Here is a 23,717-nt window from a genome sequence, read left to right as displayed (position 1 = left end):
CCAGGCGGCCCCACACGGGAGTTGAGGCGGACTAGAGGCGCTCGGGGGTCCGGATGCCGAGCAGCGCCATGCCCTGGTGCAGCGTCCGGGCGGTCAGCTCGCACAGGAGCAGACGGTTCTCGACGACGTCCTGCTCCGGGCGCGGCTTGATCACCGGGCACTGGTCGTAGAACGTCGTGAACAGCGAGGCGAGCTGGTACAGGTACGCCGCCAGCTTGTGCGGCGCGTACTCGGCCGTGGCCTCCGTGAGCAGCTCGCCGAACGCGTCGAGGTGCAGGCCCAACGCCCGCTCCGCCGGGGCGAGTTCGAGCTCGGGGTGGGCGGCCGGGGTCGCGTCGTCGGCCTTGCGCAGGATCGACTTGATCCGGGCGTAGGCGTACTGGAGGTAGACGGAGGTGTCGCCGTTGAGCGACACCATCTGGTCCAGGTCGAACTTGTAGTCCCGGTTGGCCGAGGTGGAGAGGTCCGCGTACTTGACTGCGCCGATGCCGACGTACCGGCCGTTCTCGACGATCTCCTCCTCGGTCAGGCCGATCTTCTCGGCCTTCTCGCGCACGACGGCGGTGGCCCGCTCGACGGCCTCGTCGAGGAGGTCCTCCAGCTTGACCGTCTCGCCCTCACGGGTCTTGAACGGCTTGCCGTCCGCGCCGAGCACCGTGCCGTAGCCCATGTTGTGCGCGGTGACGTCGTCGCCGAGCCAGCCCGCCCGGCGGGCCGTCTCGAAGACCATCTTGAAGTGCAGCGACTGGCGTACGTCCACGACGTAGATCAGCGTCGTGGCGTCCAGCTCGGTGACCCGGTTGCGGATCGCCGAGAGGTCGGAGGCCGCGTAGCCGAAGCCGCCGTCGGCCTTCTGCACGATCAGCGGCACCGGCTGGTCGTCCTTGCCCCGGATCTCGTCGAAGAAGACCACGAGCGCGCCGTTGGAGCGCACGGCGACGCCGGACTCCTCAAGGAGCCGCGCCGTCTCCGGCATGAGGTCGTTGTAGGCGGACTCGCCGACGATCTCGTCGTCGCGGATCTCCATGTCCAGCTTCTCGAAGACCGAGTAGAAGTAGACCTTCGACTCGTCCACGAACTGCTGCCACAGTTCCAGGGTCTCCTTGTCGCCGGACTGGAGGGCGACGACCCGCTTGCGGGCCCGCTCCTTGAACTCCTCGTCGGAGTCGAAGACGGCCCGCGAGGCCTTGTAGACCCGGTTCAGGTTGCTCATGGCCTGCTCGCCGTCGACGGCGTCGGCCGGGGCCAGCTCGCCGGGGTTCTCGATCAGGTACTGGATGAGCATGCCGAACTGGGTGCCCCAGTCGCCGATGTGGTGGCGGCCGACGGTCTTCTCGCCGGTGAAGTCGAGCATGCCCCGCAGCGCGTCGCCGATGACCGCCGAGCGCAGGTGGCCGACGTGCATCTCCTTGGCCACGTTGGGCTGGGCGTAGTCGATGACGGTGACGCCCGGGTTCGCCTTCAGCGGCACGCCGAGCCGGTCGTCGGCGGCGCGCGCGGCGAGCGTCTCGATGATCGCCCGGTCGGTGAGCGTGATGTTGAGGAAGCCGGGGCCGGACACCTCGACGTCCTTGAGGAGGTCGGGCGCGGCCAGCGCGTCGGTGACCTTCGTCGCGAGCTCGCGCGGGTTGCCCTTCAGCTTCTTGGCGAGGGCCAGGATGCCGTTGGCCTGGAAGTCGGCCCGGTCGCTTCGGCGCAGCAGCGGGTCGGTGGAGCCGGCCTCCGGCAGGGCAGCCGAAAGGGCGTCCGCCAGGCGCTGCTGGACAGTGGAAGCGAGGGAATGGACCGAGGCCATGAGGTGCCGTTCCTGTCGGGAGTGAGGACGATTGCGCTCCGATTCTCCCACGCTGCCCCCTTGCCTTTCTCCTGAGATACGGGCAACCCCGGAGGAGCTCGTTCCGTCTGGGAGAATGGGCGTGCCGGCCTCCCCGGGCAGACGAGGGCATTACGAGAAAGAAGGACGTGCCGACCGTGGCTCAGAGCAGCACCGAGACCGACTGGGTCTCCCGTTTCGCGGACGATGTCATCGCCGAGTCGGAGCGACGTGCGCCTGGCGCTGCGAAATCTCCCGCCGAGGCCCCGGTGGTCGTCGTCGCGTCCGGCCTGTCCCCCTCCGGCCCGATCCACCTGGGCAATCTGCGCGAGGTCATGACCCCGCACCTGGTCGCCGACGAGATCCGCCGCCGCGGCTACACCGTCCGCCACCTGATCTCCTGGGACGACTACGACCGGTACCGCAAGGTCCCGAACGGCGTCCCCGGCGTGGACGAGTCGTGGAACGAGCACATCGGCCGCCCGCTGACCTCGGTCCCCGCGCCCGTCGGTTCCTCGTACCCGAACTGGGCCGAGCACTTCAAGGCCGCCATGATCGAGGCCCTGGCCGAGCTGGGCGTCGAGTACGACGGCATCAGCCAGACCGAGCAGTACACCTCGGGCGTCTACCGCGAGCAGGTGCTGCACGCGATGAAGCACCGGGGCGACATCGACGCGATCCTGGCGCAGTACCGGACCAAGAAGGCCCCGGGCAAGAAGGCGCAGAAGCCGCTGGACGAGGCCGAGGTGGAGGCCGCCGAGGGCTCCGGCGCCGCGGCCGAGGACGACGGCACCGGCTCGACGGGCTACTTCCCGTACAAGCCGTACTGCGGCGGCTGCGGCAAGGACTTCACGGTGGTGACGGCCTATGACGACGACACCACCGAGCTGACCTACACCTGCTCCGCGTGCGCCTTCTCGGAGACCGTCCGGCTCAGCGAGTTCAACCGCGGCAAGCTGGTCTGGAAGGTCGACTGGCCGATGCGCTGGGCGTACGAGGGCGTGGTCTTCGAGCCGTCCGGCGTCGACCACTCCTCGCCGGGCTCCTCGTTCCAGGTCGGCGGCCAGATCGTGTCGATCTTCGACGGCGTGCAGCCGATCGGCCCGATGTACGCCTTCGTCGGCATCAGCGGCATGGCCAAGATGTCGTCGTCGAAGGGCGGGGTGCCGACCGCGGCCGACGCGTTGCAGATCATGGAGCCGCAGCTCCTGCGCTGGCTGTACGCGCGCCGCCGGCCCAACCAGTCCTTCAAGATCGCCTTCGACCAGGAGATCCAGCGGCTCTACGACGAGTGGGACAAGCTGGAGGCCAAGGTCGCCGACGGCTCGGCGCTGCCCGCCGACGCGGCCGCCCACTCCCGCGCCGCCCGCACCGCCTCCGGTGAACTCCCGCGCACGGCACGCCCGTTGCCGTACCGCACGCTGGCCTCGGTGGTGGACGTCACCGCGGGTCACGAGGACCAGACGCTGCGCATCCTCAGCGAGCTGGACCCGGCCAACCCGGTCACCTCGCTCGACGAGGTGCGCCCGCGCCTGGACCGCGCCGAGAACTGGATCACCACCCAGGTCCCGGCCGACCAGCGCACCCTGGTCCGCGAGGAGCCCGACACCGAGCTGCTCGCCTCGCTGGACGCCGAGGCCCGCGAATCGCTGCGCCTGCTCGTCGAGGGCCTGGACTCGCACTGGTCGCTCGACGGGCTCACCACGCTCGTCTACGGCGTGCCGAAGGTGATGGCGGGCCTGGCGCCGGACGCCAAGCCGACGCCCGAGCTGAAGGTGGCCCAGCGCTCGTTCTTCGCGCTGCTCTACAAGCTCCTGGTGAGCCGTGAGACGGGCCCGCGCCTGCCCACCCTGCTGCTCGCTGTGGGCGCGGAGCGGGTGCGCAAGCTGCTCGCCGCCTGACGCACCGAAGGGCCGAGGGCCGCCACCCGTTCTCCGGGTGGCGGCCCTCGCCGCGTTCCGGGGGCCCAAGAGCGGCCGCCCGCACGGTTCTTGACGTATCGTCAGGCGATGTGGTCCTCGACGGCCTCGGCCTCGAAGCGCCGCTTGAACTGGGGGTGCAGCTTGCGCAGGACGGCGGCGCTGTCGGGGTAGCGCACGCCGTGTCCGTCCGCGAGGTGTATGTCGAGCTCCTCGACGGTGGGGTAGCCGGTCTCCCGGTTCGCGTACTGGCGGAAGACCTCATAGGCGACGCCCGCGAACTCGGCGAACTCGGCGTCCGTGGGGACCGGTTCGGCGGCCTGCGGGGCGGGCTCGGGCGCCGGGCGAGGGGCGGTCGCGCGCGGTCCCGGGACCCCGAGACGGCGCTCACGGCCGGGGCCCGAGGGGACCATCACCGGCTCCTGCTCCGGGCCCGGCTCGGGCTCCTCCTGCCCGAAATCCGGGTCGTAGGTGCCCGCGTACTCCTCGGGCGAGATGTGCTGCGCCGCGAACCAGGGGCTCTCGTGCGTGGTGGGATGCTCAGGCTCGACGAAACCGGGCTCCTGCTCGGGCCACGGCTCCTGCGCCTGCCGCGCCTGCTGCCGAGCCTGGAGCGGGGGCTCCTCGGGTCCGGCGTGCGCGTGGACGGGGGGCAGCTCCGGCTGCGGCTCGGGGCGGGCCGCCACCGGCGGGGGCGGCAGGAGCACCGGCTCGATGCCGGCGGCGGCCAGGCCCGCCGGGGCGGTCTCGGCGAGCGGCACACCGAACTTGGCGAGGCGCAGCGGCATCAGGGACTCGACGGGAGCCTTGCGCCGCCAGGCGCGGCCGTAGACCGCCTGGAGGCGGGCCCGGTAGACGAGCCGGTCCTGCTCCAACTTGATGACCTGCTCGTAGCTGCGCAGCTCCCACAGCTTCATCCGGCGCCACAGCCGGAAGGTGGGGATGGGGGAGAGCAGCCAGCGGGTGAGGCGGACGCCCTCCATGTGCTTGTCGGCGGTGATGTCGGCGATCCGCCCGACCGCGTGCCGGGCCGCCTCGACGGAGACCACGAACAGCACCGGGATCACCGCGTGCATGCCCACGCCCAGCGGGTCCGGCCAGGCCGCGGCGCCGTTGAAGGCGATCGTGGCGGCCGTGAGCAGCCAGGCGGTCTGGCGCAGCAGCGGGAACGGGATGCGCATCCAGGTCAGCAGCAGATCGAGCGCGAGCAGCACACAGATGCCCGCGTCGACGCCGACCGGGAAGACGTAGGAGAAGTTCCCGAAGCCCTTGTGCAGCGCGAGCTCGCGGACCGCGGCGTACGAACCCGCGAACCCGATCCCGGCGATCACCACGGCTCCCGCGACCACCACCCCGATCAGGATGCGGTGCGTCCGTGTCAGCTGAGTCGCGGCCACCCGCGTCCCCTCCCCTCGTCAAGCAACTGGCGGGCACAGCCTGGCACATACGTACGGAGTCCGGCCCACAGGGGAGGGCCGGACTCCGGACGGTGGTGCGAGGGCTACTTGTTGTTCGCGGTGGCCACGGCCGCCACGGCCTCCTTGGCGGTGGTGGTCGCGCCGTCCTGCACATCGCCCGCCGAGGGGGCGTCCGCGCCCTGGTAGCCGGTGCCGTTGTAGTCGACGGCGACCACGGTGTTGGCGGTGCGCACCACGACGACGCCGTACCGGAAGTCCGCGTCGGTCTTCTTCAGGTCGAAGGTGATGGCGGTCGCCTGGTCGCCGAGGCCGGAGACGGGCGAGGTCTTCACGTTCTTGGCGTCGGCCGTGCCCTGGGCCCCCGAGACGGCCCGCTCGAACTGCTTCTGGGCCAGCGCGTCACCGCTGCCGAGGCCCGCGGTGGAGTCGTAGCGCTTGAAGTCGACGTCGAGCCAGCGGTAGTTCGAGCCGTCGACGCCCTTGTCGTCGAGGCCGTTCCAGGTGCAGCTCGCCTGGGACTGCGGGTCGGAGGTCTTGCCGACCTCGCCCGCCTTCGTCTTCGCCTTCGGGACGTACTTGTCGATCGACTTCTCGCCGATCGACTGGCAGGCCTCGGGAAGCTTCTTGAACTTGGCGGGCGCGAGCGACGGCGAGGCCGAGGCCTGCTTGCCGCCGGAGGACGACGCCGAGGCCGAGGCGGAGTCCTTCTTCTTGTCTCCGCCCGAGTCGGAGGAGCAGCCCGCTGCGACGAGCATCACAGGGACGGCGGCACAGGCGAGGACGCGGGCGAGCCGGATGCGCGGGGCCGGGGCGTGGGCCTTTTCGGGGGTGGCCGGGGCTGATCGGTGCATGATTCCTTCGCTCTTCGTTCTTCGCGCTGGGCGCGTTATTCGCTGAACTGCTCGACGAGCTTGCCGGCCAGGGCCTGGGCCTGCTCTTGCAGCTCCTTGCTGTCGGGGACCGCGGCGGATCCCGTGGCCTGGGCGGTGTACTCGATGGACACCAGGACGTTGGACGTACGGAAGACCACTGTGACGGTACGTTGTCCGGCCGCCGAACCGCCGTCGGTGCCGGACGGGGACGATACGTCGTCGAGGAACGCGGCGTCGCCGAGCCCGCTGAGCCGGCGCGGCTGGAGGCCCTCCTTCCCGTCCTTTCCGGCGCTGTTCGAGGGGCTCGCCGAGGACGGGGCGCCGGTGGGCGGCCCGGCCGGGACGGAAGGTGTGGCGCCCGAAGGTGTGGCGCCCGGGGGCGCGCCGGTCGGGCTCGGGGTTCTGGTGGCGGCCGGCGAGGGTGAGGCGCTCTGGGGGGCGGGCAGGTGCGCCGCGCTCTCCTTCTTCGCGTACAGCTCCTTGGTCCGGTCGTCGTCGCTGACCGTGGGGTCGTAGGAGACGACCCGCTCGAAGTCGACCGTGAGCCTGCGCACCGCCTCGGACGCCTCGTCCTTCCAGCGGCAGCCGACCCGGCGGTCGGTGTCGTAGGTGAGGTCGGCGGAGCCGGCGAGCTCCTTCGCGGCGTCGGCGTCGGTCAGGGAGGCGGCCCCCGGCAGCATGTCCTCCAGGACGCCCTTGTTCACGGCCCGGCAGGGCTCGGGCAGGGTGCGGTACTTGCCGGGCGGCGCGACCGCCGTCTTCGGCACGCCCGCTTTGGAGTCGGTGGTCGAGCCGTCGCTCCCGGAGGCGGCTGAGCAGCCGGAAGCGAGCGCCACCAGGAGCGCGAGACCAGGCACGTACGCCTTTCGCTGCACGGTTTCCGGGCTCCTTTCAGCGGGACGACGGAGGGAAAAGCGGTTGCCGCCCGGGGGCGGTGGCCGGACACAATGTCTATCGCACGTGCAGCTGTGAACGCCGGTCCCTTGTCCTGGTTGTGGGTTTCGGCGCCAGTTTTTGCCCTACGTGCTGTTTCTGGCTTTGTTGCCGTTTTCTGCTTTCGGGGGATCGAGGAATTATGTCGTACGTGGAGATGCCGGGCGCACGGGTGCCCATCAGGATGTGGACCGACCCGGGGTCGATCGACGAGGGCGCGATGCAGCAGCTGCGCAACGTCGCGACGCTGCCGTGGATCAAGGGCCTCGCCGTGATGCCGGACGTCCACTACGGCAAGGGCGCCACCGTCGGCTCGGTCATCGCCCTGCACGGCGCGGTGTGTCCGGCCGCGGTCGGCGTCGACATCGGCTGCGGGATGTCCGCGGTGAAGACCTCGCTGACCGCCAACGACCTCCCGGGTGACCTCTCCCGGCTCCGCTCGAAGATCGAACAGGCCATCCCGGTGGGCCGCGGCATGCACCGCGACCCGGTGGACCCGACCCGGCTGCACGGCTTTCCCACCTCGGGGTGGGAGGGGTTCTGGGAGCGGTTCGGGGGCATCGCGGAGTCGGTGAGGTTCCGCGAGGAGCGGGCCGCGAAGCAGATGGGGACGCTCGGTTCGGGCAACCACTTCGTCGAGTTCTGCCTGGACGAGGAGGGCACGGTCTGGCTGATGCTGCACTCCGGTTCGCGCAACATCGGCAAGGAGCTCGCGGACTTCCACATCGGGCAGGCGCAGAAGCTCCCGCACAACCAGAACCTGGTCGACCGCGACCTGGCGGTCTTCGTCGCGGACACCCCGCAGATGGCGGCCTACCGGGGCGATCTGTTCTGGGCGCAGGAGTACGCGAAGTACAACCGGGCCATCATGATGGCGCTCTTCCAGGACGTGGTCCGCAAGGAGTTCAAGAAGGCCAGGGTCACCTTCGAGCCGGTCATCTCCTGCCACCACAACTACGTGGCCGAGGAGCGGTACGACGGCATGGACCTGCTGGTCACCCGCAAGGGCGCGATCCGGGCGGGCGCCGGCGAGTTCGGGATCATCCCGGGCTCGATGGGCACGGGCTCCTACATCGTCAAGGGCCTCGGCAACGCCGCGTCCTTCAACTCGGCCTCGCACGGCGCGGGCCGCAGGATGAGCCGGAGCGCTGCGAAGCGGGCGTTCTCGACGCGGGACCTCGTCGAGCAGACGCGGGGCGTGGAGTGCCGCAAGGACGCGGGCGTGGTGGACGAGATCCCCGGCGCCTACAAGCCGATCGAGAAGGTCATGGACCAGCAGCGCGACCTGGTGGAGGTCGTCGCGAAGCTCAAGCAGGTGGTGTGCGTCAAGGGTTGAGGCCCGGCGGGGGGAGCGCGGCCGGGCCGGGGGCGTGAGCCCCCGGCCGCCGCCTCTTCCCGGCCCGCATGCCGGGAAAGCGCCGCATGTGGCGCACGGCTGTGCCGTCGGCGGGCCGAAGCCGCGCCGGGCACTGCCCGTATCACGAGGATGTACCGGGGAGGGGTCCGGTTTTGTCCGGGCGGCACTGGCAGAAGCCACCCGGTGTCCGCGGGACGCCCGGCAGGGCATCGTCTGCCCATGCCCTGCACTGCCGGTTCTGGCGTACGCGGACAACGTCCTCGTGACAGCGGACGTCAGGCGATCAGGATCCGCCCTTCACAGGGCAGTTGATCGTCCTCATTCAGCATGCAGGAAGCGCCGATAGTTTTCCGCTGAAGATTTATCCGCTGAAAAGCGGGATGGGAAAAGATTCGGCCCCACCCGGGCGGGAAGCGGCGTCCGGATGGCTGGATGAGGGCGTTTGACCGCGGTGCGTCAGGCCGTGGCCTGGCCCGGGTGGGGCGGGCGGTCGTCGATGAGGCGCTCGTCCGACAGGGCCCACTGATAGGTGAGTTCCTGGAGCGTGGACGCCCCGAACAACTGCCGCAGGGTGTGCACCTCCTTCGACAGGCTGCGCAGCCCGATGCCCAGGCGCTGCGCGGTGAGCCGCTGCTCGATGCCCCGCGCCATGTCGCGCAGGATCTCGCGCTGGAGCAGCGTGGTGCGGGTGCCGCCGGGCCCGGCGGACGCGGGCGCGCCGCTGTCCGGGTCGCCGTTCCAGGGGTCGGCGCGCCGCCAGCACTCCTCGAAGACCTCGGCGATGAACGCCACCACCGCCCGGTCCCGCACGTGCCAGGAGGCGTCACCGGGCGCGGAGTTCACGACGTGGTCGGAGATGAACGCCTGGCGCCGGTCGATGACGACACAGCGCTGGAACTGGGTGACCTGGGTACGGAACTGGGCGCCCAGGCCGGTCATGGCACTCACATAGGCCCCGGTCACCGCGGAGTCGCGGCCGGCGTCGAGATACAGGGTGCGGATGTGGACCCCCCGGGCGAGCGCCGCGCCGTCCCGCTCCTCGACCGCCTCGCGCTGGGCCGCGGTGCGCGGGCCGCAGGGCTGGGCGGTGAGCAGCTCGGCGCGGGCCCGGCCGACGGCCTGCTCGATGCGGGCGTTGACCAGTTCGGGCTCGCCGAGGAACTCCGAGCCGCGCCCCGAGCGCCACTTGGCCCGTTCGAAGTGCAGGCTCAGCTCATCGGTGACCTGGGGGATGCGGGCCGCGAGGGCGGCCCTGGCCGCCATCCGCCGCAGCTCGTCGTCGAGGCGGCGCCGGCCGGCCTCCTGGGGGTCGAGCGCGATCGGCAGATGGGGCAGGCGCGGGTCGGTGGTGACCAGGCCCCAGTCGGCGAGCTCGGCGAGGGCTCGGGCGTCGCGGACCGGGTCGATGTGCTCGTGGCGGGTGACCCGGCCGTAGACGTCGACGGCCCGGGCCGACAGCTCCTCGCCGTTCTCGGGGCCGCCGGACGCGGCGGTGTTCTCGGCGTCGGCCGCCCCGCCGTCCGGTTCGCCCATCTCTGCCCCCGTTGTGCCCCTGCGTGTGTGCGCCCTGCGTACGTGCGCATCGCGCTACCGCTTGATCCGTGCATACCCCATCGGTCACCGTACTGGTGGGGTCTCTCCTGGCGGGTGCCTCGGTGGCCACCCCGAAAGGGGCGGCGCCAGAGCTGTGCCCGGAGGGGCCGACCGTACCCGACCCGTCCACGAAAGGGCACACCTCGCCAATCGCCTCCCGGCCCGCGCTCCGGCCGTGATGTCCGGCGCCCTCCCGGCCACCGCACACAGTGACTGTTGTCTCAGCCCCGACGACTCCGTCCGGGGCCGCAGCGCTGTCGGTGACCCGTGTCCCCACTGGCCCGCACCGGCCCGGCGGCGTTCCCCGCTCACCCCGTGGAGAGCGGGGAATCGATTCGCTCGGACAATGGGACGTACGCGGACCATGGACCGTACGCCGACCATGGGATGCGCACCGGCCATCCGGTGCACGCCGAGCGCCCGGCCCGGAGCCGATCGCAGAGTCGGGACCGAGAGTCGGGAGCGGCTGTTCCAACCGCGCGGCCGGCGCCGAAATCGCCGGCCGCCCGTTACCGGGGGAGAACCACAGATGGACAAGCCCGCTCTGCGCTCCCTGCTGCGCGAGCGCCGCGCACTGATCAAGCCCGAGAGCCACGGGCTGAGCAGACCCACCCGGCAGGGACGGCGGGCGCCCGGCCTGTCGCAGGCCCAGATCGACCAGATCCTGCACCGCGCCCCCGACACCTACGGCCGCCTGGAGTCCGGGCGCTATCCCAACCCGCCCGCGGACCTGCTCCAGGACGTGGCCCGGCTGCTCGGCATGAACGAGCAGGAGTGGATCGCGCTGTGGCGGTACTGCCTGGGCCAGGATCCGCCGTTCCCCCTGAACTCGCAGTCCGGAGAGGAGATCCCCGGCGTGTGGCAAGAGGCCGTCGACGGCATCGGGCACATGGCGTACGTGAACGACCGCTCGTGGAACCTGCTGGCCTACAACGACCGCTGGTCCGAGATGTTCCCCGGCGGACAGGTGCCGCAGAACACGATGCGGTGGATGGCGCTCGACCCGGGCGCCCGCGAGACGCTGACCGACTGGGAGCACTCCTGGGCGCCGCTGGTGCTGCCCCAGTTGCGGGCGGCGCTGGCCGCCGACCCCACCGACGAGACGCTGGCGCAGATCGAGAAGGAGGTCCTGGCCGACCCGCTCGCCGCCGGGATCTACAACCGGGCCAGCGCCTACCTCCACCTCGACGGCGACGAGCGGCCGCTCAACCACGGGGCCCTGGGGCCCGGCTGGGTGACGATGTGCGCCGCCCAGCCGATGGCCGCGCCGGGCGCCCGCATGATCATCCTGGTCTTCCACGCGGGCGAGAAGCGCCGGCACACGAGGACGCCGATGCTGCGGGCGAAGGTGCAGTAGTCGCTCTCGGGGCGAGGGCGAGGGCGAGGGCGGGGGCGGGGGCTGGGGCGCGGCTCGTGGGGACGCCGGGCCCGCCGCGCCTGCCCCGCCCCGCCTGCCCCGGCTCGGTTACGGCTCGCGGTGGATCTTGGTGTTGGAGGCCTGGGCGCGGGGACGCACCACGAGCAGGTCGATGTTGACGTGGCTCGGGCGGGTGACGGCCCAGGTGATGGTCTCGGCGACGTCGTCCGCGCTCAGCGGCTCGGCCACCCCCGCGTACACCTTCGCCGCCTTCTCCGCGTCGCCGCGGAAGCGGGTCGTGGCGAACTCCTCCGTCTTCACCATGCCGGGCGCGATCTCGACGACCCGTACCGGACGGCCGACGATCTCCAGACGCAGCGTCTCGGCGAGCACCCGCGCACCGTTCTTCGCGGCGACATAGCCGCCCCCGCCCTCGTAGGTGGCGTGGCCCGCCGTGGAGGAGAGGATCACGACCGTGCCGTCGCCCGAGGCCTCCAGGGCGGGCAGCAGGGCCTGGGTGACGTTCAGCGTGCCGATGACGTTGGTCTCGTACATCTGCCGCCAGTCCTCGGGGTCGCCGGTCGCCACCGGGTCCGCGCCGAGCGCGCCGCCCGCGTTGTTGACGAGCACCCCGATGGTGCGGAAGGCGGTCGCGAACTCGTCGACGGCGGCCCGGTCCGTGACGTCCAGCGGGTACGCCGTCGCCTGGTGGCCCGCCTCGTTGATCTCGGCCGCCAGCGCCTCGATGCGGTCCTTGCGGCGCGCGGTCAGCACCACGCGGTAACCGGCGGCGGCGAGCGCGCGGGCGGTGGCGGCACCGATCCCGCTGCTCGCTCCGGTGACGACGGCGATCGGGGTCCCGGCGGCAGTCATGTCGTGCTCCTCGCGCGTGTGGTGAGTACGCCGCCAGGATAGGCGGGCCCCGGCGCGTCCGGCCGGGGCGGGGCGGCCTCAGCGGCCGCGCGGGGGGCTGATCGGAGGCGTGCTCAGCGGCCGCGCGGGGCGTACATGATCACGGCCATCCCGGCCAGGCAGATCAGCGCGCCGGTGACGTCCCAGCGGTCGGGGCGGTAGCCGTCCGCGACCATCCCCCAGGCGATCGACCCCGCCACGAAGACACCGCCGTACGCGGCGAGGATCCGGCCGAACTCGGCGTCGGGCTGGAGCGTGGCCACGAAGCCGTAGACGCCGAGCGCGAGGACGCCGGCGCCGATCCAGACCCAGCCGCGATGCTCCCTGACGCCCTGCCAGACGAGCCAGGCGCCTCCGATCTCGAACAGGGCGGCCAGGACGAAGAGGAGGGCGGAGCGGGCGACGAGCATGGGGCCAGGGTGGCACGGGCCGGCCGGGTGCCGGGCGCTGTGCGCTGTGCGCTGTGCGGCGTGCGTCGGGCGGCGTGCGTCGGCGGAGGCGGTGTCGTGGGCGCGCTGTTCGGGGTGGCGTCCTGGTGAAAACAGGGGTGAAAGGTACCTTTCGCCCATGGTCGTTCGTGTGATGAACAGATGGAGCAGGTCTGGTCGCTCGGGCAGCGCCGCCGTGGCCGCCACCGCAGCCGCCACCGTGGCCGTCGCCGTACTGGTCGCGGCGATGCTGATCGCCACGGGGGCGTCCAGCGGGGCGGCCGGTACGTCTCCCGGGGTGGACGGGGTGCGCGGGGCGGTCGGAGCGGGCCGAGGTGGGGCGGTAACTCCCTTTGCCCTAGCGCCTGTTGGGCACGTGAGCCAGGGCGCGTCCTACCGTGCCGGGGTCGATGCGGACGTCTCGTACCACGGGCATGTCTCCCTGTGGGACGGCCGGCTCGGCGTCTGGCTCACGACGGCCAACCACGGCCCCGCCCCGGTCACCGGAGCCACCCTGCGGCTGCGCTTCTCCGTGCCGCTCGCCCCGGGGGCGGACCTTCCGGCGAACTGTCTGCGTACCGGCGCCGCGACGGTGCACTGCGGCACCGGGTCGATGCGGGCGGCGGGAAGCGGAGTGCGGATCGCCCTGGACGTGGCGGTCGTCGGCACCCCGAGCGAGGTGGCCCTCGACATCGACACCGTCTGGAACGGTGGCGCGAACGACCGCAACACGGCGAACAACACCCACCGGGTCCTGGCCCTGGCCACGGGGGACGCGTACACCTTCTGAGACGCCCTGGCGGCTACAAAGGGGTTGTGCAGGAAGGGAGTTGGGGACGGTGCGGGCGGTGCGGTGCGGCTCGCCCCGTCGTTACGCGCGTCCCGTCCAGCGGGCGAGCGCCGTCCGCAGCGCGGCCGGGTCCTTGCCCGCCCAGGCCACATACCCGTCGGGCCGTACGAGCAGGCTGTCGCCGCGCCCGCTCCGCCAGTGCGCGCCCACCACGCCCCGCGCCGCCTCGACCTCGCCCGCCGGGGGCGTCACCAGGACGAACTCGCCGCGCCGCAGCAGCTCGTAGAGGCGGCCCCGGGTGAGGTCCAGGTCGGGGGCGCGCTTTCCGGTGAGCGGGTGGGCTCCGCGCTCCGCCCGGTAGGAGATCCCGATGCCGCTGATCGTCCCCAGGGCCTTGTCGGCGGCGGGCCGTACGGCGCCGAGGACCCCGACGGCCAGCGAACGCAGCGCGCGCTGAAGGGGGTTGTGCGCCATGGCGAGCCGCACGAGCGCGCCGCTGCTGCGCAGCACCGTGGCGCCGACCGGGTGGCGCTCCGCCTCGTAACTGTCGAGCAGCGCCTCGGGCTCGGCGGTACGTCCGCGCAGAACGGCGGCGAGCTTCCAGGAGAGGTTCGCCGCGTCCTGGAGGCCGGTGTTCATGCCCTGGCCGCCGGCGGGGGAGTGGACGTGTGCGGCGTCCCCGGCCAGGAAGACCCGGCCGACCCGGTAGGAGGGGGCCTGGCGTTCGTCGCTGTGGAAACGGGAGATCCAACGGGCGTCGTGCAGGCCGTAGTCGGCGCCGAAGGCCTCGCGGGCGATGGCGCGGAGTTCGTCGAGTTCGACGGGTGTGGTGTCGGGGACCTGGCGCTCGCGGTTCCAGCCCATGACGCGGTAGTAGCCGTCGCCGAACGGGGCGATGAAGGCGAACGAGTCGCCGGAGCCGTTGACGGTGAGCATCGCGTCCGGCTCCCGGTCGAGCCGCACGTCCGCGAGGACGATCGAGCGGATCACGGCCGCGCCGGGGAACGGCAGCCCCAGCGCCTCGCGTACGCCGCTGCGTACACCGTCGGTGCCGACGAGATAGCGGGCCCGCAGGGTGACGGCCCCCTCGCGGTCGGCACCACCGGCACCGGCGTCGCCACCGGCACCGGCATCGGCGTCGGAAGCGGAACCGGCTTCGCCACCGGCACCGGCACCCGCGCCGGGTCCGCCACCGGCGCCTTCGCGCAGCTCCGCGGCCACGCCGTCCTTGTCCTGACGGAGCGTCAAAAGCTCGGCGTCGTAACGGAAGTGGACGCCCGCGGCCACGGCGCGCCGCTCAAGCAGGCGCTCCACCTGGTACTGCGGGGTGACCAGCAGGAACGGAAAGCGGGAGCGCAGCCGGGTCAGGTCGAGGGCGACCCGGCCGAACATGTCCATGTGGTCGATCGTCGTTCCGCCCTTCACCAACTCCTCCGCCAGGTCCCGCGCGTCGAGCATTTCCAGGGTGCGGGCGTGGACGGCGAAGGCGCGCGTCATGTTGCTGATCCCGCGCGCCCGGCGCTCGACGACGGTGACGCTCAGCCCCGCGGCGGCCAGATCGCCCGCCAGGAGCAACCCGGTCGGCCCGGCGCCGACGACCAGGACGTCGATGGTCGTGGCGTCGTCGTGCGTGGGGGTGCTGCCGTTCATGGCTGCCTCCTGGGTGCCAACGCGCAGTGGTCAACGCGTGGTGGTCAACGCTCGGTGGTCAACGGTTGTTGGTCAACGCTCGTTGGCAACGGTAGAGCCGCGGCGACTGGCGTGTCAACAGGTGTTGGCCTACAGTCGTTGGCATGACGACCGAAGCACCTGCCGGAGGCCCTCGCCGCACCTCCCTGGCCACCAAGGACGCGATCCTGGTCGCCGCTCGCGAACGCTTCGCCGCCGACGGTTACGAGCGCGCGACCATCCGGGCCATCGCCCGGGACGCGGGGATTGACCCGTCGATGGTGATGCGGTACTTCGGGAACAAGGAGGGCCTCTTCGCCGCCGCCTCCGCGATCGACCTGCGCATTCCGAAGGCGGACGAGCTGCCGGTCGAGGGGCTGGGCGCCGCGCTGGTCGCGCACTTCCTGGACCGCTGGGAGAGCGACGACGTCCTGACCGCCCTGCTGCGGGTCGGCGTCACCAACGCGGTGGGCGCCGAACGGGTCCAGGCGATCTTCGCCGAGCAGTTGGTCGCGGTCGCCACTGGAGTCTGCCCGGATCCCTCGGACGCCCCGCGCCGCGCGGCGCTGGTCGCCTCGCAGATCCTGGGCATGGCGATGGCGCGCTATGTGCTGCGCTTTCCGCCGGCGGTCGCGATGCCCCACAGCGAAGTGATCGCCTGGCTCGCCCCCACCGTGCAGCGGTACCTGACGGCCGAGGGGCCGTAGCGGGGCGGGGGCGGTAGGCATCCCGTCCGCGTCCCGGCGGGGCGCCCCGCGGGTCCTCTGCGTCCTACACTCTCTGCATGGCACAGAAGAAAAGCGCCGACGGCCGACGGCGGCCCGACTGCGGTGACCGGGACGATCTGCTGCGTGACCTGGGCGGCGTCTCCCGCCGCTACATGGCCTCGTACGCCCTGTTCAACCAGGCGCTGGCCGACCAGATGGGGCTGCACCCCACCGATCTCCAGTGCCTCAACCTCCTCGGCCTCGAACCCGGGCCGGTCACCACGGGCCGGATCGCCGCCCTCACCGGCCTCACCACGGGCTCGGCGACCCGGCTCGTCGACCGCCTGGAGAAGGCCGGCTATGTGACGCGGCGCCGGGACACCGAGGACCGCAGGAAGGTGCTCGTCGAGCTGGTGCCCTGCCGGATGGAGGAGCTCGGCTCGGTCTGGAGCAAGCTCAACGGCGCCTGGTGGGAGATGTTCGAGGCGTACGAGGACCACGAGATCGCCCTCATCGCCACGCATATGCGCCGCACTGCCGAACTCAGCGCCGCCCAGATCGAACGCCTCAGGAGCGGACAGCTCTGAGCGGGCGGACCTGAGGAGCTGGATCTGAGCGGGCGGATATGAGGGGCTGGATCTCAGGGGGCCGGATCTGAAGGGGTGGATCTCAGGGGCCGGATCTGAGGGGGCGAGGGGGCCCGCCCGAGGTCGTCAGCGGTCGTCAGTGGTCGGCCCGGTCCGCCGGGCGGTCCCCGGGCGCGCCGAACTCGCGCACGGCCTCGTCGACGATCGCCTCCAGGCTGGCGTGGTGCGCGCCGCGCCAGTAGACCCGCTCACAGGACCCGCACTCCGCGAAGACGTCGTACGTGCTGCGGGTGCCGTGCTCCAGACGGTCGCCCACCGACTCCTTGTCGGCCTCCCGCAACGGCGCGTTGCAGGCGGTGCAGCGCGTCCAGGGTGCGAGGGCGGGGGTGAACCGGCCGAGCACGTCCCGGAGTTGTTCGTCGGTGCGGTGGCTGTAGACGTACGCCCCGGCCCACAGCTCCCTGCGGTGCAGCAGACCGCGGTCCCGGGAGAGCATGACGCGCTGCTCCCGGGCGGAGAGCGCGGCGAGCGCGGGGTCCCCGATGTCCTCGCTCTCGTACGCGGCGTCGACACCGAGCAGCCTCAACCGCCGTGCCAGCGTGCCGAGATGGACATCGAGCAGGAAGCGCAGCGGGGCGCCCGGCACCTTCTGGGGGCGCTCCACGGCGCGTACCTCGACGATCTCGCCCGCCGTCGGGATGTGGGAGACCGGCACCTCGCGGCCGTCGGCGAACAGCCGGCCGGCCTCGGTGAGCGGGACGCCCAGCGATTCGACGACATGGCCGAGCGTGGACACTCCGTCGGTCACGACGGCGCTGCGGCCCTGGCGGCGCTTGGCCGGGACGAAGAGGTGCAGCTCAGGGGCGAAGTCGACGTGGATCTCCGGTCCGTTCACGCGGCCAGGATCGCATCCGGGCCGCGCCCCGGGCCACGCATTTGGTGAGACTGCCCGCTCAGGGCCAGGAGCGGGCTGCGATTGGGGGGTGTGGGTTGTGGTTCTGGGCTGGGGGTTGGGGGTTGGGGGCTACGGGCGGAAGGCATCCGCGTTTTCCCGGGCCCAGCTCTCGAAGGTGCGGGCCGGGTGGCCGGTCAGCTCCTCGACGACGGTGGTGACGGTGTCGGGGTGGCCGTCGTAGGCGGCGAAGTAACCGAGCAGCGCGTCGGCGACCTCGGACGGCAGGAACTCTGCCATCGACTCCTTCCACGCGGCGGCGCTCACCGCGTTGACGGTGAGCGGGCGCCCGGACGCCTCGGCGAGGATCGCGACCTGCTCGGCGATGCTGAGCGAGACGGGCCCGGTGAGGTGGTGGGCGCGTCCGCGCGGTTCGGGCCGGGTCAGGGCGGCGAGCGCGGCATCGGCGATGTCGGCCTCGTGGATGGTGGCCGCCTGGGCCCCGGGGAAGGGGTGGTCGACGGTGCCGGTCGACTTGGCGCCCCAGGACCAGCCCAGCGCGTTGCCCGCGAAGCCGCCGGGCCGCAGGAACGTCGACAGGATCCCGGAACGCTCAAGGGCCTGCTCCACGGCGCGGTGCATGGCGGCGATCGCGTTGGTGTCGGCGTCGGGTTCCAGGACGGAGCTGGAGGAGAGCAGCACTATGTGCTGCACCCCGGCGGCCTTCGCCTCGGCGAGGAACGCGTCGATGTGCTGCGGATTGGCGTACAGGAAGACCGACTCGACTCCGGCCAGCGCGGCCGGGAACGTCGCCGGGTCGTCGAGGTCGCAGACGACGCGGTCCACGCCGTCCGGAAGGCTCAGCTTGTCCGGACTGGCGGACGCGGCCCGAACGCCGAGACCGCGCTCCCGAAGCAGCGCGATGAGTGTGGTGGCGACCTTGCCGCGGCTGCCGGTGATCAGGACCGTCATGGTGGAAATACCTTTCGTACAAAGGTAGTTGAGGAACTACGGCAGTACCGGGCGCGGCGCCGTGCGGCGAGCGAGCGGGCGGGCGTAGGTCGCGCCGGGGGCCACCCCCGGCTATGGAATTGCATGACACAGAATCTGCGCCACGCAGACAAATATCCTCGCCCCGACCGGTTGCGTCAAGCGCGTTGCGGGGGGATGGGGTTGGGGGTGGCGCGGGGCCCGGCCGGTTGCCCGGGGAGGGCCCGGGCCCGAGCTCAGCTCCGGCTCCTACCCCGGGCGCCGGGGGACCCGGTCCCGAAGTCAGCGCCTCACCCGGAGGCCGCCAGGGGGATCCGGGCCCCAGCTCAGCCCCGCCCCCCACCCCGGAGGCGGCCGGGGGCCCGGGGTCAGCCCCACCCCGGAGGCAACCGGGGCGTGCCCACGCTCGACAGTCGCGGGCCGAGCCCGCGACCTCTACGCTTCGGCGCATGAAGATCATCGACCTCGAGCCGGGCGACCCGCGTCTGACGGACGACCTGCTGCCGGTACTCACCGAACTCCGCCCGCACCTCACCGAAGAGCTCTTCGCCGAGATCTACGGGGAGGGGCACGCCCAGGGGCTGCGGTTCACCGCCGCGTACGGCGACGACGGGACCTGTGTGGGCGCCGCCGGGTGGCGGGTCGTCGTCAACACCAGCGCGGTCCGCAAGCTGTACGTCGACGACCTGGTCACCGCCGCCACCGCCCGCTCCACCGGCGTGGGCCACGCCCTCCTCGCGCACCTGGAGGGCCACGCAAGGGCGGCCGGCTGCACCTCCCTCAATCTCGACTCCGGCACCCACCGCACCGACGCGCACCGCTTCTACTTCCGCGAGCGCATGGCCGTGACCGCCTTCAACTTCGACAAGCGGCTGGACTGACCCCGTCGCCCAGGTCGACGCACCAGTCGTGGGAGCGCAGCCACGTGCCCGGCGGGTACTCGAACGCGACCTCGCCGACCCGCGTGAACCCGGCGTTTCGGCAGGTGTTGTTGGAGGCGATGTGGTCCACGGACGGGTAGGCGTGCAGCTCCCGTGGGCCGCCCGCCGCAGCGGCCTCGACCACGACCGCCCGGAGCGCCGCGACGGCCAGACCGCGCCCCCGGAACGCCGGCAGGATGCCGTACCCCGTCTCGTACACCGCCTCGCCCTGCCATATTCGCGGCCAGTACCCGACCGATCCCACGTCCTCGCCCGTCTCGTCGAGGACGACCCGGAACATGCGGCCCTCGTCGGCGGGGCGCGTGCTCATCGCCGTGTACGTGGCGTGCCGGGAGAGCACCTTGGCCTCGGGCTCCGGGCCGCCGAGGTGCTCGGTCATCTCCGGCGCGTTGGTCTTGCGCAGCAGGCCCAGATCGTCGTCCGACCAGGCCACCAGGCGGATACGCGGGGGAACTTCACGGGCTGCGTCGTTCATGTCCAGAACTGTAGGCGCCAGGTCTGACAATCCCCTCTGAGCAGGGAAAACGGGGCCGAGGGGCGGCGCTCGGGGATCGGGCGCCGAGGATCCGGGATCGTGGGTCAGGCGCGGGAGGCTCCGGCGCGCAGGGCCGAGGGCGGGACGCCCAGCGTCGCCGTGAAGTCCCGTACGAGATGGGCCTGATCGGCGTAGCCAAGGTCGGCGGCGAGCAGGGCCCAGTCGACGGATTCGGCGGACTCGGCGTGTTCCAGGGCCTCGTGGATCCGGTAGCGCAGCACGACCCACTTCGGGCCGACGCCCACCCAGGCCGCGAAGAGGCGTTGCAGGGAGCGCGCCGACAGGCCCGCTTCGCGGGCGAGCACGTCGACCCGGCGCAGCGTGCGGTCATGACGTACCCGGTCGACCAACTCCATCGCCAGCTCCGCCTGAGGATCGGGCCGGGGATCGAGGGCGAGCAGGAACGCGTCGAGGGCGGCGACCCGGTCCTCGTCCCGTTCCGGCGAGAGCACCGCCGCCGGGTCGGCGTGCGGGAACACCGGATCCGCCGCGACCACCCGGTCCGTCCACGTCGACACGGCGTAGCCCGGCGCGAAGGGCCGGAACCCGCCCGGCCGGAACTGGATCCCGCACACCCGCCCACGCCCCGACAGCTTCCGGGTGGCGAGAGCCAGGCCCACTCCCGACAGCTCAAGGAAGTCCGGCCGGCTGTCGTCATAGCGCTGGAAGACCAGATTGACGGACGGATGCGGCACCACGTGCGACGCGTACGGCTCGGCCAGATCCCAGTCGATCAGCCAGTAGTGCTCCAAATAGGGCCGCAGCGCGGGCGCCGGTTCGTGCCGGCGGAACCGTACGTGGGCGAAGAGATCGGCGGCGTCGACGATGCCCCGGGTGTCGCGCCGGGGGCCGGGGTTCTGCGCTGACATGGGCCGATCCTAGGGAGCGAGCGCCTCCTACGGAGTGCCCGTTCGGCGCGCGAGTCGGGCGCCCCGGCGCAGCGCTGCCGCGTACAGGGCGAGCACGAGGGCGAGCAGCGGGTAGTACGCCAGGGGCAGTGCGGCCATGCCGATGAGGGGGCCGAGGGGGGTGAGCGGGAGCAGCAGGCCGGTCAGCGCGAGCACGCCGGCGGTGGTGGGAATGCCGCCGCCGCGCCCGGTGCGCAGCAGGACCATCACCAGGGCCTGGGTCAGCAGGTTCTCGGTGAACCAGCCCGCGTGGAACGCCGGTTGGGCCCGGGTGTCGCTCACCGCCCAGACCAGTACCGCGAAGGTCGCGAGGTCGGCGGCGGCGTTGAGCACGCCGAACCCGGTGACGGAGGCGAGCACCTCGCGCGGGCGCAGCGCGAGCGGGAGGCGCAGCGCCGCGGCCCGTGGGCGCTCGTACGCGAACGCCAACTGGGCGGCGTCGAAGCACAGGTTCTGGACCAGGACCTGGGAGGGCAGCATCGGCAGGAACGGCAGAAGCAGTCCCGCGGTCAGCATCGCGATGACGTTGCCGAGGTTTGAGGACAGAGTGATCCGTAGATAGCCCGCGATACCGGCCGCGCTCGCGCGTCCCGCCACGACGGCGTGGTCGAGCGAGGTCAGATCCCGCGCGGCGAGCACGACATCGGCGGTCTCTCGAGCCACGTCGACGGCCTCCGGCGGGCAGATGGCCACGTCCGACGCGCGCAGCGCGGGCAGGTCGTTGACGCCGTCCCCGACGAAGCCGGTGACGTGTCCGCGCTCGCGCAGGACGCGCACGAGCCGGGCCTTGTGGGCGGGGGAGCAGCGGGCGAAGACAGTACTACTGTCGGCGAGTTCGGCCAGTTCGGTGTCGTCGAGGGCGTCGAAGGAGGCGGCGGTGACGACGTGTCCGGGCGCCAGGCCGAGGTCGCGGCAGGCGCGGGCGGCCGTGCCGGGGTGGTCGCCGGTCAGCACCTTCACCTCGATGCCCCGGTCGGCCAGCGCGGCGAGCGCGGCCGCCGCCGTGTCCGCCGTCGCGTCACGCAGCGCGACCAGCCCCTTGAGGGTGAGCCCGCGCTCGTCCTGGGCGGTGAACGGGCGCCCGGTGGCGGGCCGTTCGGCGAGGGCCACCGCGAGGACGCGCAGCCCGTCCGCGGCGAGACGGTCGGCGAGCTCGGTGGTGCGGGCCCGTTCGTCGTCGGTGAGCAGACACCGTTCCAGTACGTCCTCGACGGCGCCCTTGACCACCAGGGTGTGGTGGCCGAGGCGGTGCGGGGTGGCGAGGACGGCCGTGGAGAGGCGCCGCACGGGATCGAAGGGGAGCGCGGCGACGGCGTCGTACTCCAGCGCGTCGAGGCCCTCGGCGAACCGTTCCTCGGCGGCGTCGAGCAGGGCCTCGTCCAGGGCGTCCGCGCTGGGCAGTTCGGCGAGCCGTACCGTCCACAGGCTGTTGACGGCGGCCCAGTGCAGCACGGAGTCGTCGGGTGTGCCGGACGCGTCGAGCGCGCGGTCCAGGACCGGCCGGTCCTGGGTGAGCGTCCCGGTCTTGTCCAGACAGACGACGTCGACGGCGCCCAGGTCGTGCAGTGCGGGCAGCCTCTTGACGATCACCCGGCGCTCGCGTGCGAGGGCGGAAGCGCCCCGCGCGAGGGTGGTCGTCACGATGACCGGCAGCATCTCGGGGGTCAGGCCGACCGCGACGGCCACCGCGAACGGCAGCGTCTCCAGACCGCGGCCGCGCAACGCCGCGTTGGCCATCAGGACCAGCGGCGGGGTGAGCAGCATGAAGCGGATCAGGATCCAGGAGACGCCGTGCACGGACCGGTCGAAGGCGGTCGTGCGCCGGTCGTGCTCCGGCAGCCGGTCGGCCCGCGCGAACCGGGTGTCCGCACCGGTCGCGATCACCACACCGGTACCGCTGCCGGAGGCGACGCTGCTGCCCTGGAAACAGACCTCGGGCCGGTCGAAGTCCTGGTCACAGCCCTCGGGTCGGTCGAGGTCCTGGTCGTCTAGGGCGTACGCCGACTCCACCGGGCACTCCTGTGCGCCGCGGTCGTACGCCCGCGCTTCGGCGGGGGAAGCGCGCGCCACCGGAGGCGCCGACCGGGCCGAAGGCTCGTCCACCGGATACTTGGCGACCGGCGCCGACTCCCCGGTCAGCGCCGCCTGATGCATCGTCAGGCCGGTGGCGCGCAGCAGCCGCAGGTCCGCCGGTACGAGGTCGCCGGGCGCGAGCCGCACCACATCGCCGGGCACCACCTCTCCCACCGGGATCTCGCGTGACGCCGGCGCGGCCTCGGCGGTGGCCCTGCGCAGCACCGTGGCGGTGCTCGCCACCAACTCCCGCAGCCCTGCCGCCGACCGGTCGGCGCGGTGCTCACCGGCCGCCCGCAGCGCACAGCTCACCACCACCAGCACCGCGATGACCGAGGCCGTCGCCCAGGCCGCGACCAGTGTGGAGACCAGCGCGAGCGCGGCGAGCACGGCGGTGAACGGGTCGCGCAGACTGCGCAGGAAAACAATCGGCAGGGAGGGAACTCGACGCGCGGGAAGGACGTTTTCCCCATATCGCACGAGTCGTGTCTCGGCGTCCGACTCGACAAGCCCCCGGGGTCCGGAGCCGAGTGAACGAAGCAGCTGTAGCGGAGTGCTCCTTGACAACTGTAGAGACGAAATCCGCTCAGGCGCCCAGGTCACGAACGAGTCCCGACGGTCCCGGCAGTTTCACGCCCCCGCCGAGCCGGGCCACCAGCCAGCGCACCATCTGAGCCACATCGGGGTCGTCGACGAGATAGACGACCCGCCGTCCCTCCCGCCGGGACCGGACGAGCCCCGCGAGTTTCAGCTTCGCCAGGTGCTGACTGACGGCCGGCAGCGCACCGCCGACCCTCTCGGCAAGCCCCGACACATCGGACTCGCCGTGGCTCAACGTCCACATGATGTGCAGCCGCGCGGGCGAGGCAAGGAGTCCGAAGACGCCCGCTGCCTCGCCGAGCACCTCGGCCGACGGGTCGGTGCTGCTCGTCGTGGTCACCGTCGCCTCCGCCTCCTCGGTGTCGTGGCCCTGTCTGCCGCCCGGGCAGCCAGTCTAGGGGCGCCGCCCCACAGCGAGCCGACG

21 protein-coding genes are annotated in these 23,717 nt (G+C 72.2%); 7 read left to right on the top strand and 14 right to left on the bottom strand.

What is annotated here, in order from left to right:
• Positions 1 to 31: 31 nt before the first annotated feature.
• A complete protein-coding gene (gene argS / locus DWB77_RS16830; RefSeq protein WP_120722043.1) occupies positions 32 to 1,795 on the bottom strand; it encodes an arginine--tRNA ligase in 1,764 nt (587 codons plus the stop codon).
• Positions 1,796 to 1,962: 167 nt separating this feature from the next.
• Between argS and lysS the strand changes: the two genes are divergently transcribed.
• Positions 1,963 to 3,714 (top strand): lysine--tRNA ligase, encoded by a 1,752-nt coding sequence (gene lysS, locus DWB77_RS16825; RefSeq protein ID WP_120722042.1) that lies wholly within the window; start codon positions 1,963 to 1,965, stop codon positions 3,712 to 3,714.
• A gap of 101 nt (positions 3,715 to 3,815) precedes the next feature.
• On the opposite strand, the gene DWB77_RS16820 is transcribed toward lysS, so the two are convergent.
• The 3 genes from DWB77_RS16820 to DWB77_RS16810 form a co-directional block, all read right to left on the bottom strand.
• Positions 3,816 to 5,129, bottom strand: coding sequence for a DUF2637 domain-containing protein (locus DWB77_RS16820; protein ID WP_120722041.1), 1,314 nt, complete (start codon positions 5,127 to 5,129; stop codon positions 3,816 to 3,818).
• 104 nt (positions 5,130 to 5,233) lie between these two features.
• Positions 5,234 to 6,001, bottom strand: a complete 768-nt coding sequence (locus tag DWB77_RS16815; RefSeq protein ID WP_120722040.1) for a DUF3558 domain-containing protein — start codon at positions 5,999 to 6,001, stop codon at positions 5,234 to 5,236.
• A gap of 35 nt (positions 6,002 to 6,036) precedes the next feature.
• Positions 6,037 to 6,897, bottom strand: coding sequence for a DUF3558 domain-containing protein (locus DWB77_RS16810; RefSeq protein WP_120722039.1), 861 nt, complete (start codon positions 6,895 to 6,897; stop codon positions 6,037 to 6,039).
• Positions 6,898 to 7,097: 200 nt separating this feature from the next.
• On the opposite strand from DWB77_RS16810, the gene DWB77_RS16805 reads away from it, so the two are divergent.
• Positions 7,098 to 8,291 (top strand): RtcB family protein, encoded by a 1,194-nt coding sequence (locus tag DWB77_RS16805; RefSeq protein ID WP_120722038.1) that lies wholly within the window; start codon positions 7,098 to 7,100, stop codon positions 8,289 to 8,291.
• Positions 8,292 to 8,768: 477 nt separating this feature from the next.
• On the opposite strand, the gene DWB77_RS16800 is transcribed toward DWB77_RS16805, so the two are convergent.
• On the bottom strand, positions 8,769 to 9,845 hold the full coding sequence (locus DWB77_RS16800) for a hypothetical protein (RefSeq protein ID WP_120722037.1): 1,077 nt from the start codon (positions 9,843 to 9,845) through the stop codon (positions 8,769 to 8,771).
• Positions 9,846 to 10,434: 589 nt separating this feature from the next.
• Here DWB77_RS16800 and DWB77_RS16795 point away from each other — a divergent pair.
• Complete coding sequence (locus tag DWB77_RS16795; protein ID WP_120722036.1) at positions 10,435 to 11,262, top strand: helix-turn-helix domain-containing protein; 828 nt, start codon at positions 10,435 to 10,437, stop codon at positions 11,260 to 11,262.
• 108 nt (positions 11,263 to 11,370) lie between these two features.
• On the opposite strand, the gene DWB77_RS16790 is transcribed toward DWB77_RS16795, so the two are convergent.
• Together DWB77_RS16790 and DWB77_RS16785 are read right to left on the bottom strand one after the other, a co-directional pair.
• The gene (locus DWB77_RS16790) at positions 11,371 to 12,135 is read right to left on the bottom strand and encodes an SDR family NAD(P)-dependent oxidoreductase (RefSeq protein ID WP_120722035.1); all 765 of its coding nucleotides are present in this window, start codon (positions 12,133 to 12,135) and stop codon (positions 11,371 to 11,373) included.
• A 113-nt stretch (positions 12,136 to 12,248) separates the two neighbouring features.
• On the bottom strand, positions 12,249 to 12,584 hold the full coding sequence (locus tag DWB77_RS16785) for a YnfA family protein (RefSeq protein WP_120727877.1): 336 nt from the start codon (positions 12,582 to 12,584) through the stop codon (positions 12,249 to 12,251).
• Between the two features lie 157 nt (positions 12,585 to 12,741).
• On the opposite strand from DWB77_RS16785, the gene DWB77_RS37805 reads away from it, so the two are divergent.
• Complete coding sequence (locus DWB77_RS37805; RefSeq protein WP_162952543.1) at positions 12,742 to 13,392, top strand: hypothetical protein; 651 nt, start codon at positions 12,742 to 12,744, stop codon at positions 13,390 to 13,392.
• An 81-nt stretch (positions 13,393 to 13,473) separates the two neighbouring features.
• Here the strand turns inward: DWB77_RS37805 and DWB77_RS16775 are convergent, their stop codons facing one another.
• On the bottom strand, positions 13,474 to 15,042 hold the full coding sequence (locus tag DWB77_RS16775) for an FAD-dependent monooxygenase (RefSeq protein WP_120722033.1): 1,569 nt from the start codon (positions 15,040 to 15,042) through the stop codon (positions 13,474 to 13,476).
• Between the two features lie 143 nt (positions 15,043 to 15,185).
• Between DWB77_RS16775 and DWB77_RS16770 the strand changes: the two genes are divergently transcribed.
• Together DWB77_RS16770 and DWB77_RS16765 are read left to right on the top strand one after the other, a co-directional pair.
• A complete protein-coding gene (locus DWB77_RS16770; RefSeq protein ID WP_120722032.1) occupies positions 15,186 to 15,767 on the top strand; it encodes a TetR family transcriptional regulator in 582 nt (193 codons plus the stop codon).
• A gap of 77 nt (positions 15,768 to 15,844) precedes the next feature.
• Positions 15,845 to 16,354 (top strand): MarR family winged helix-turn-helix transcriptional regulator, encoded by a 510-nt coding sequence (locus DWB77_RS16765; protein ID WP_120722031.1) that lies wholly within the window; start codon positions 15,845 to 15,847, stop codon positions 16,352 to 16,354.
• A 136-nt stretch (positions 16,355 to 16,490) separates the two neighbouring features.
• Here DWB77_RS16765 and DWB77_RS16760 read toward each other — a convergent pair whose 3' ends face one another.
• Both DWB77_RS16760 and DWB77_RS16755 read right to left on the bottom strand, forming a co-directional pair.
• Positions 16,491 to 17,249 (bottom strand): Mut7-C RNAse domain-containing protein, encoded by a 759-nt coding sequence (locus DWB77_RS16760; RefSeq protein ID WP_120722030.1) that lies wholly within the window; start codon positions 17,247 to 17,249, stop codon positions 16,491 to 16,493.
• Positions 17,250 to 17,378: 129 nt separating this feature from the next.
• Entirely contained in the window at positions 17,379 to 18,218 is an 840-nt protein-coding gene (locus tag DWB77_RS16755; protein WP_120722029.1) for an NAD(P)H-binding protein, read from the bottom strand.
• A gap of 467 nt (positions 18,219 to 18,685) precedes the next feature.
• Between DWB77_RS16755 and DWB77_RS16750 the strand changes: the two genes are divergently transcribed.
• Complete coding sequence (locus tag DWB77_RS16750; protein WP_120722028.1) at positions 18,686 to 19,117, top strand: GNAT family N-acetyltransferase; 432 nt, start codon at positions 18,686 to 18,688, stop codon at positions 19,115 to 19,117.
• On the opposite strand, the gene DWB77_RS16745 is transcribed toward DWB77_RS16750, so the two are convergent.
• The 4 genes from DWB77_RS16745 to DWB77_RS16730 all read right to left on the bottom strand — a co-directional run bounded on the left by DWB77_RS16745 (position 19,092) and on the right by DWB77_RS16730 (position 23,633).
• Positions 19,092 to 19,652: a GNAT family N-acetyltransferase gene (locus DWB77_RS16745; RefSeq protein ID WP_120722027.1), complete on the bottom strand. Its 561-nt coding sequence runs from the start codon at positions 19,650 to 19,652 to the stop codon at positions 19,092 to 19,094. The two genes, DWB77_RS16750 and DWB77_RS16745, sit on opposite strands and share 26 nt — an antisense overlap.
• Positions 19,653 to 19,756: 104 nt before the next feature.
• Positions 19,757 to 20,581 (bottom strand): helix-turn-helix domain-containing protein, encoded by an 825-nt coding sequence (locus DWB77_RS16740; RefSeq protein ID WP_120722026.1) that lies wholly within the window; start codon positions 20,579 to 20,581, stop codon positions 19,757 to 19,759.
• A 27-nt stretch (positions 20,582 to 20,608) separates the two neighbouring features.
• Complete coding sequence (gene mgtA / locus DWB77_RS16735; RefSeq protein WP_120722025.1) at positions 20,609 to 23,296, bottom strand: magnesium-translocating P-type ATPase; 2,688 nt, start codon at positions 23,294 to 23,296, stop codon at positions 20,609 to 20,611.
• Positions 23,280 to 23,633 carry an ArsR/SmtB family transcription factor gene (locus DWB77_RS16730; protein ID WP_053728831.1) on the bottom strand — a complete coding sequence of 118 codons (354 nt, stop codon included), beginning with the start codon at positions 23,631 to 23,633 and terminating at the stop codon, positions 23,280 to 23,282. The genes mgtA and DWB77_RS16730 overlap by 17 nt, the downstream gene beginning before the upstream one ends.
• Positions 23,634 to 23,717: the final 84 nt, after the last annotated feature.

This window comes from Streptomyces hundungensis (genome assembly GCF_003627815.1).
GTDB classification, from domain to species: Bacteria; Actinomycetota; Actinomycetes; order Streptomycetales; family Streptomycetaceae; genus Streptomyces; species Streptomyces hundungensis_A.
This window is presented reverse-complemented; position numbering and strand designations above follow the sequence as displayed.

Coding starts and splice junctions, on each gene's coding strand:
- argS (WP_120722043.1), bottom strand. CDS start 1,795: ATGGCCTCGGTCCATTCCCTCGCTTCCACTGTCCAGCAGCGCCTGGCG.
- DWB77_RS16815 (WP_120722040.1), bottom strand. CDS start 6,001: ATGCACCGATCAGCCCCGGCCACCCCCGAAAAGGCCCACGCCCCGGCC.
- DWB77_RS16805 (WP_120722038.1), top strand. CDS start 7,098: ATGTCGTACGTGGAGATGCCGGGCGCACGGGTGCCCATCAGGATGTGG.
- DWB77_RS16800 (WP_120722037.1), bottom strand. CDS start 9,845: ATGGGCGAACCGGACGGCGGGGCGGCCGACGCCGAGAACACCGCCGCG.
- DWB77_RS16795 (WP_120722036.1), top strand. CDS start 10,435: ATGGACAAGCCCGCTCTGCGCTCCCTGCTGCGCGAGCGCCGCGCACTG.
- DWB77_RS16790 (WP_120722035.1), bottom strand. CDS start 12,135: ATGACTGCCGCCGGGACCCCGATCGCCGTCGTCACCGGAGCGAGCAGC.
- DWB77_RS16785 (WP_120727877.1), bottom strand. CDS start 12,584: ATGCTCGTCGCCCGCTCCGCCCTCCTCTTCGTCCTGGCCGCCCTGTTC.
- DWB77_RS37805 (WP_162952543.1), top strand. CDS start 12,742: ATGGTCGTTCGTGTGATGAACAGATGGAGCAGGTCTGGTCGCTCGGGC.
- DWB77_RS16775 (WP_120722033.1), bottom strand. CDS start 15,042: ATGAACGGCAGCACCCCCACGCACGACGACGCCACGACCATCGACGTC.
- DWB77_RS16770 (WP_120722032.1), top strand. CDS start 15,186: ATGACGACCGAAGCACCTGCCGGAGGCCCTCGCCGCACCTCCCTGGCC.
- DWB77_RS16765 (WP_120722031.1), top strand. CDS start 15,845: ATGGCACAGAAGAAAAGCGCCGACGGCCGACGGCGGCCCGACTGCGGT.
- DWB77_RS16755 (WP_120722029.1), bottom strand. CDS start 18,218: ATGACGGTCCTGATCACCGGCAGCCGCGGCAAGGTCGCCACCACACTC.
- DWB77_RS16750 (WP_120722028.1), top strand. CDS start 18,686: ATGAAGATCATCGACCTCGAGCCGGGCGACCCGCGTCTGACGGACGAC.
- DWB77_RS16745 (WP_120722027.1), bottom strand. CDS start 19,652: ATGAACGACGCAGCCCGTGAAGTTCCCCCGCGTATCCGCCTGGTGGCC.
- DWB77_RS16740 (WP_120722026.1), bottom strand. CDS start 20,581: ATGTCAGCGCAGAACCCCGGCCCCCGGCGCGACACCCGGGGCATCGTC.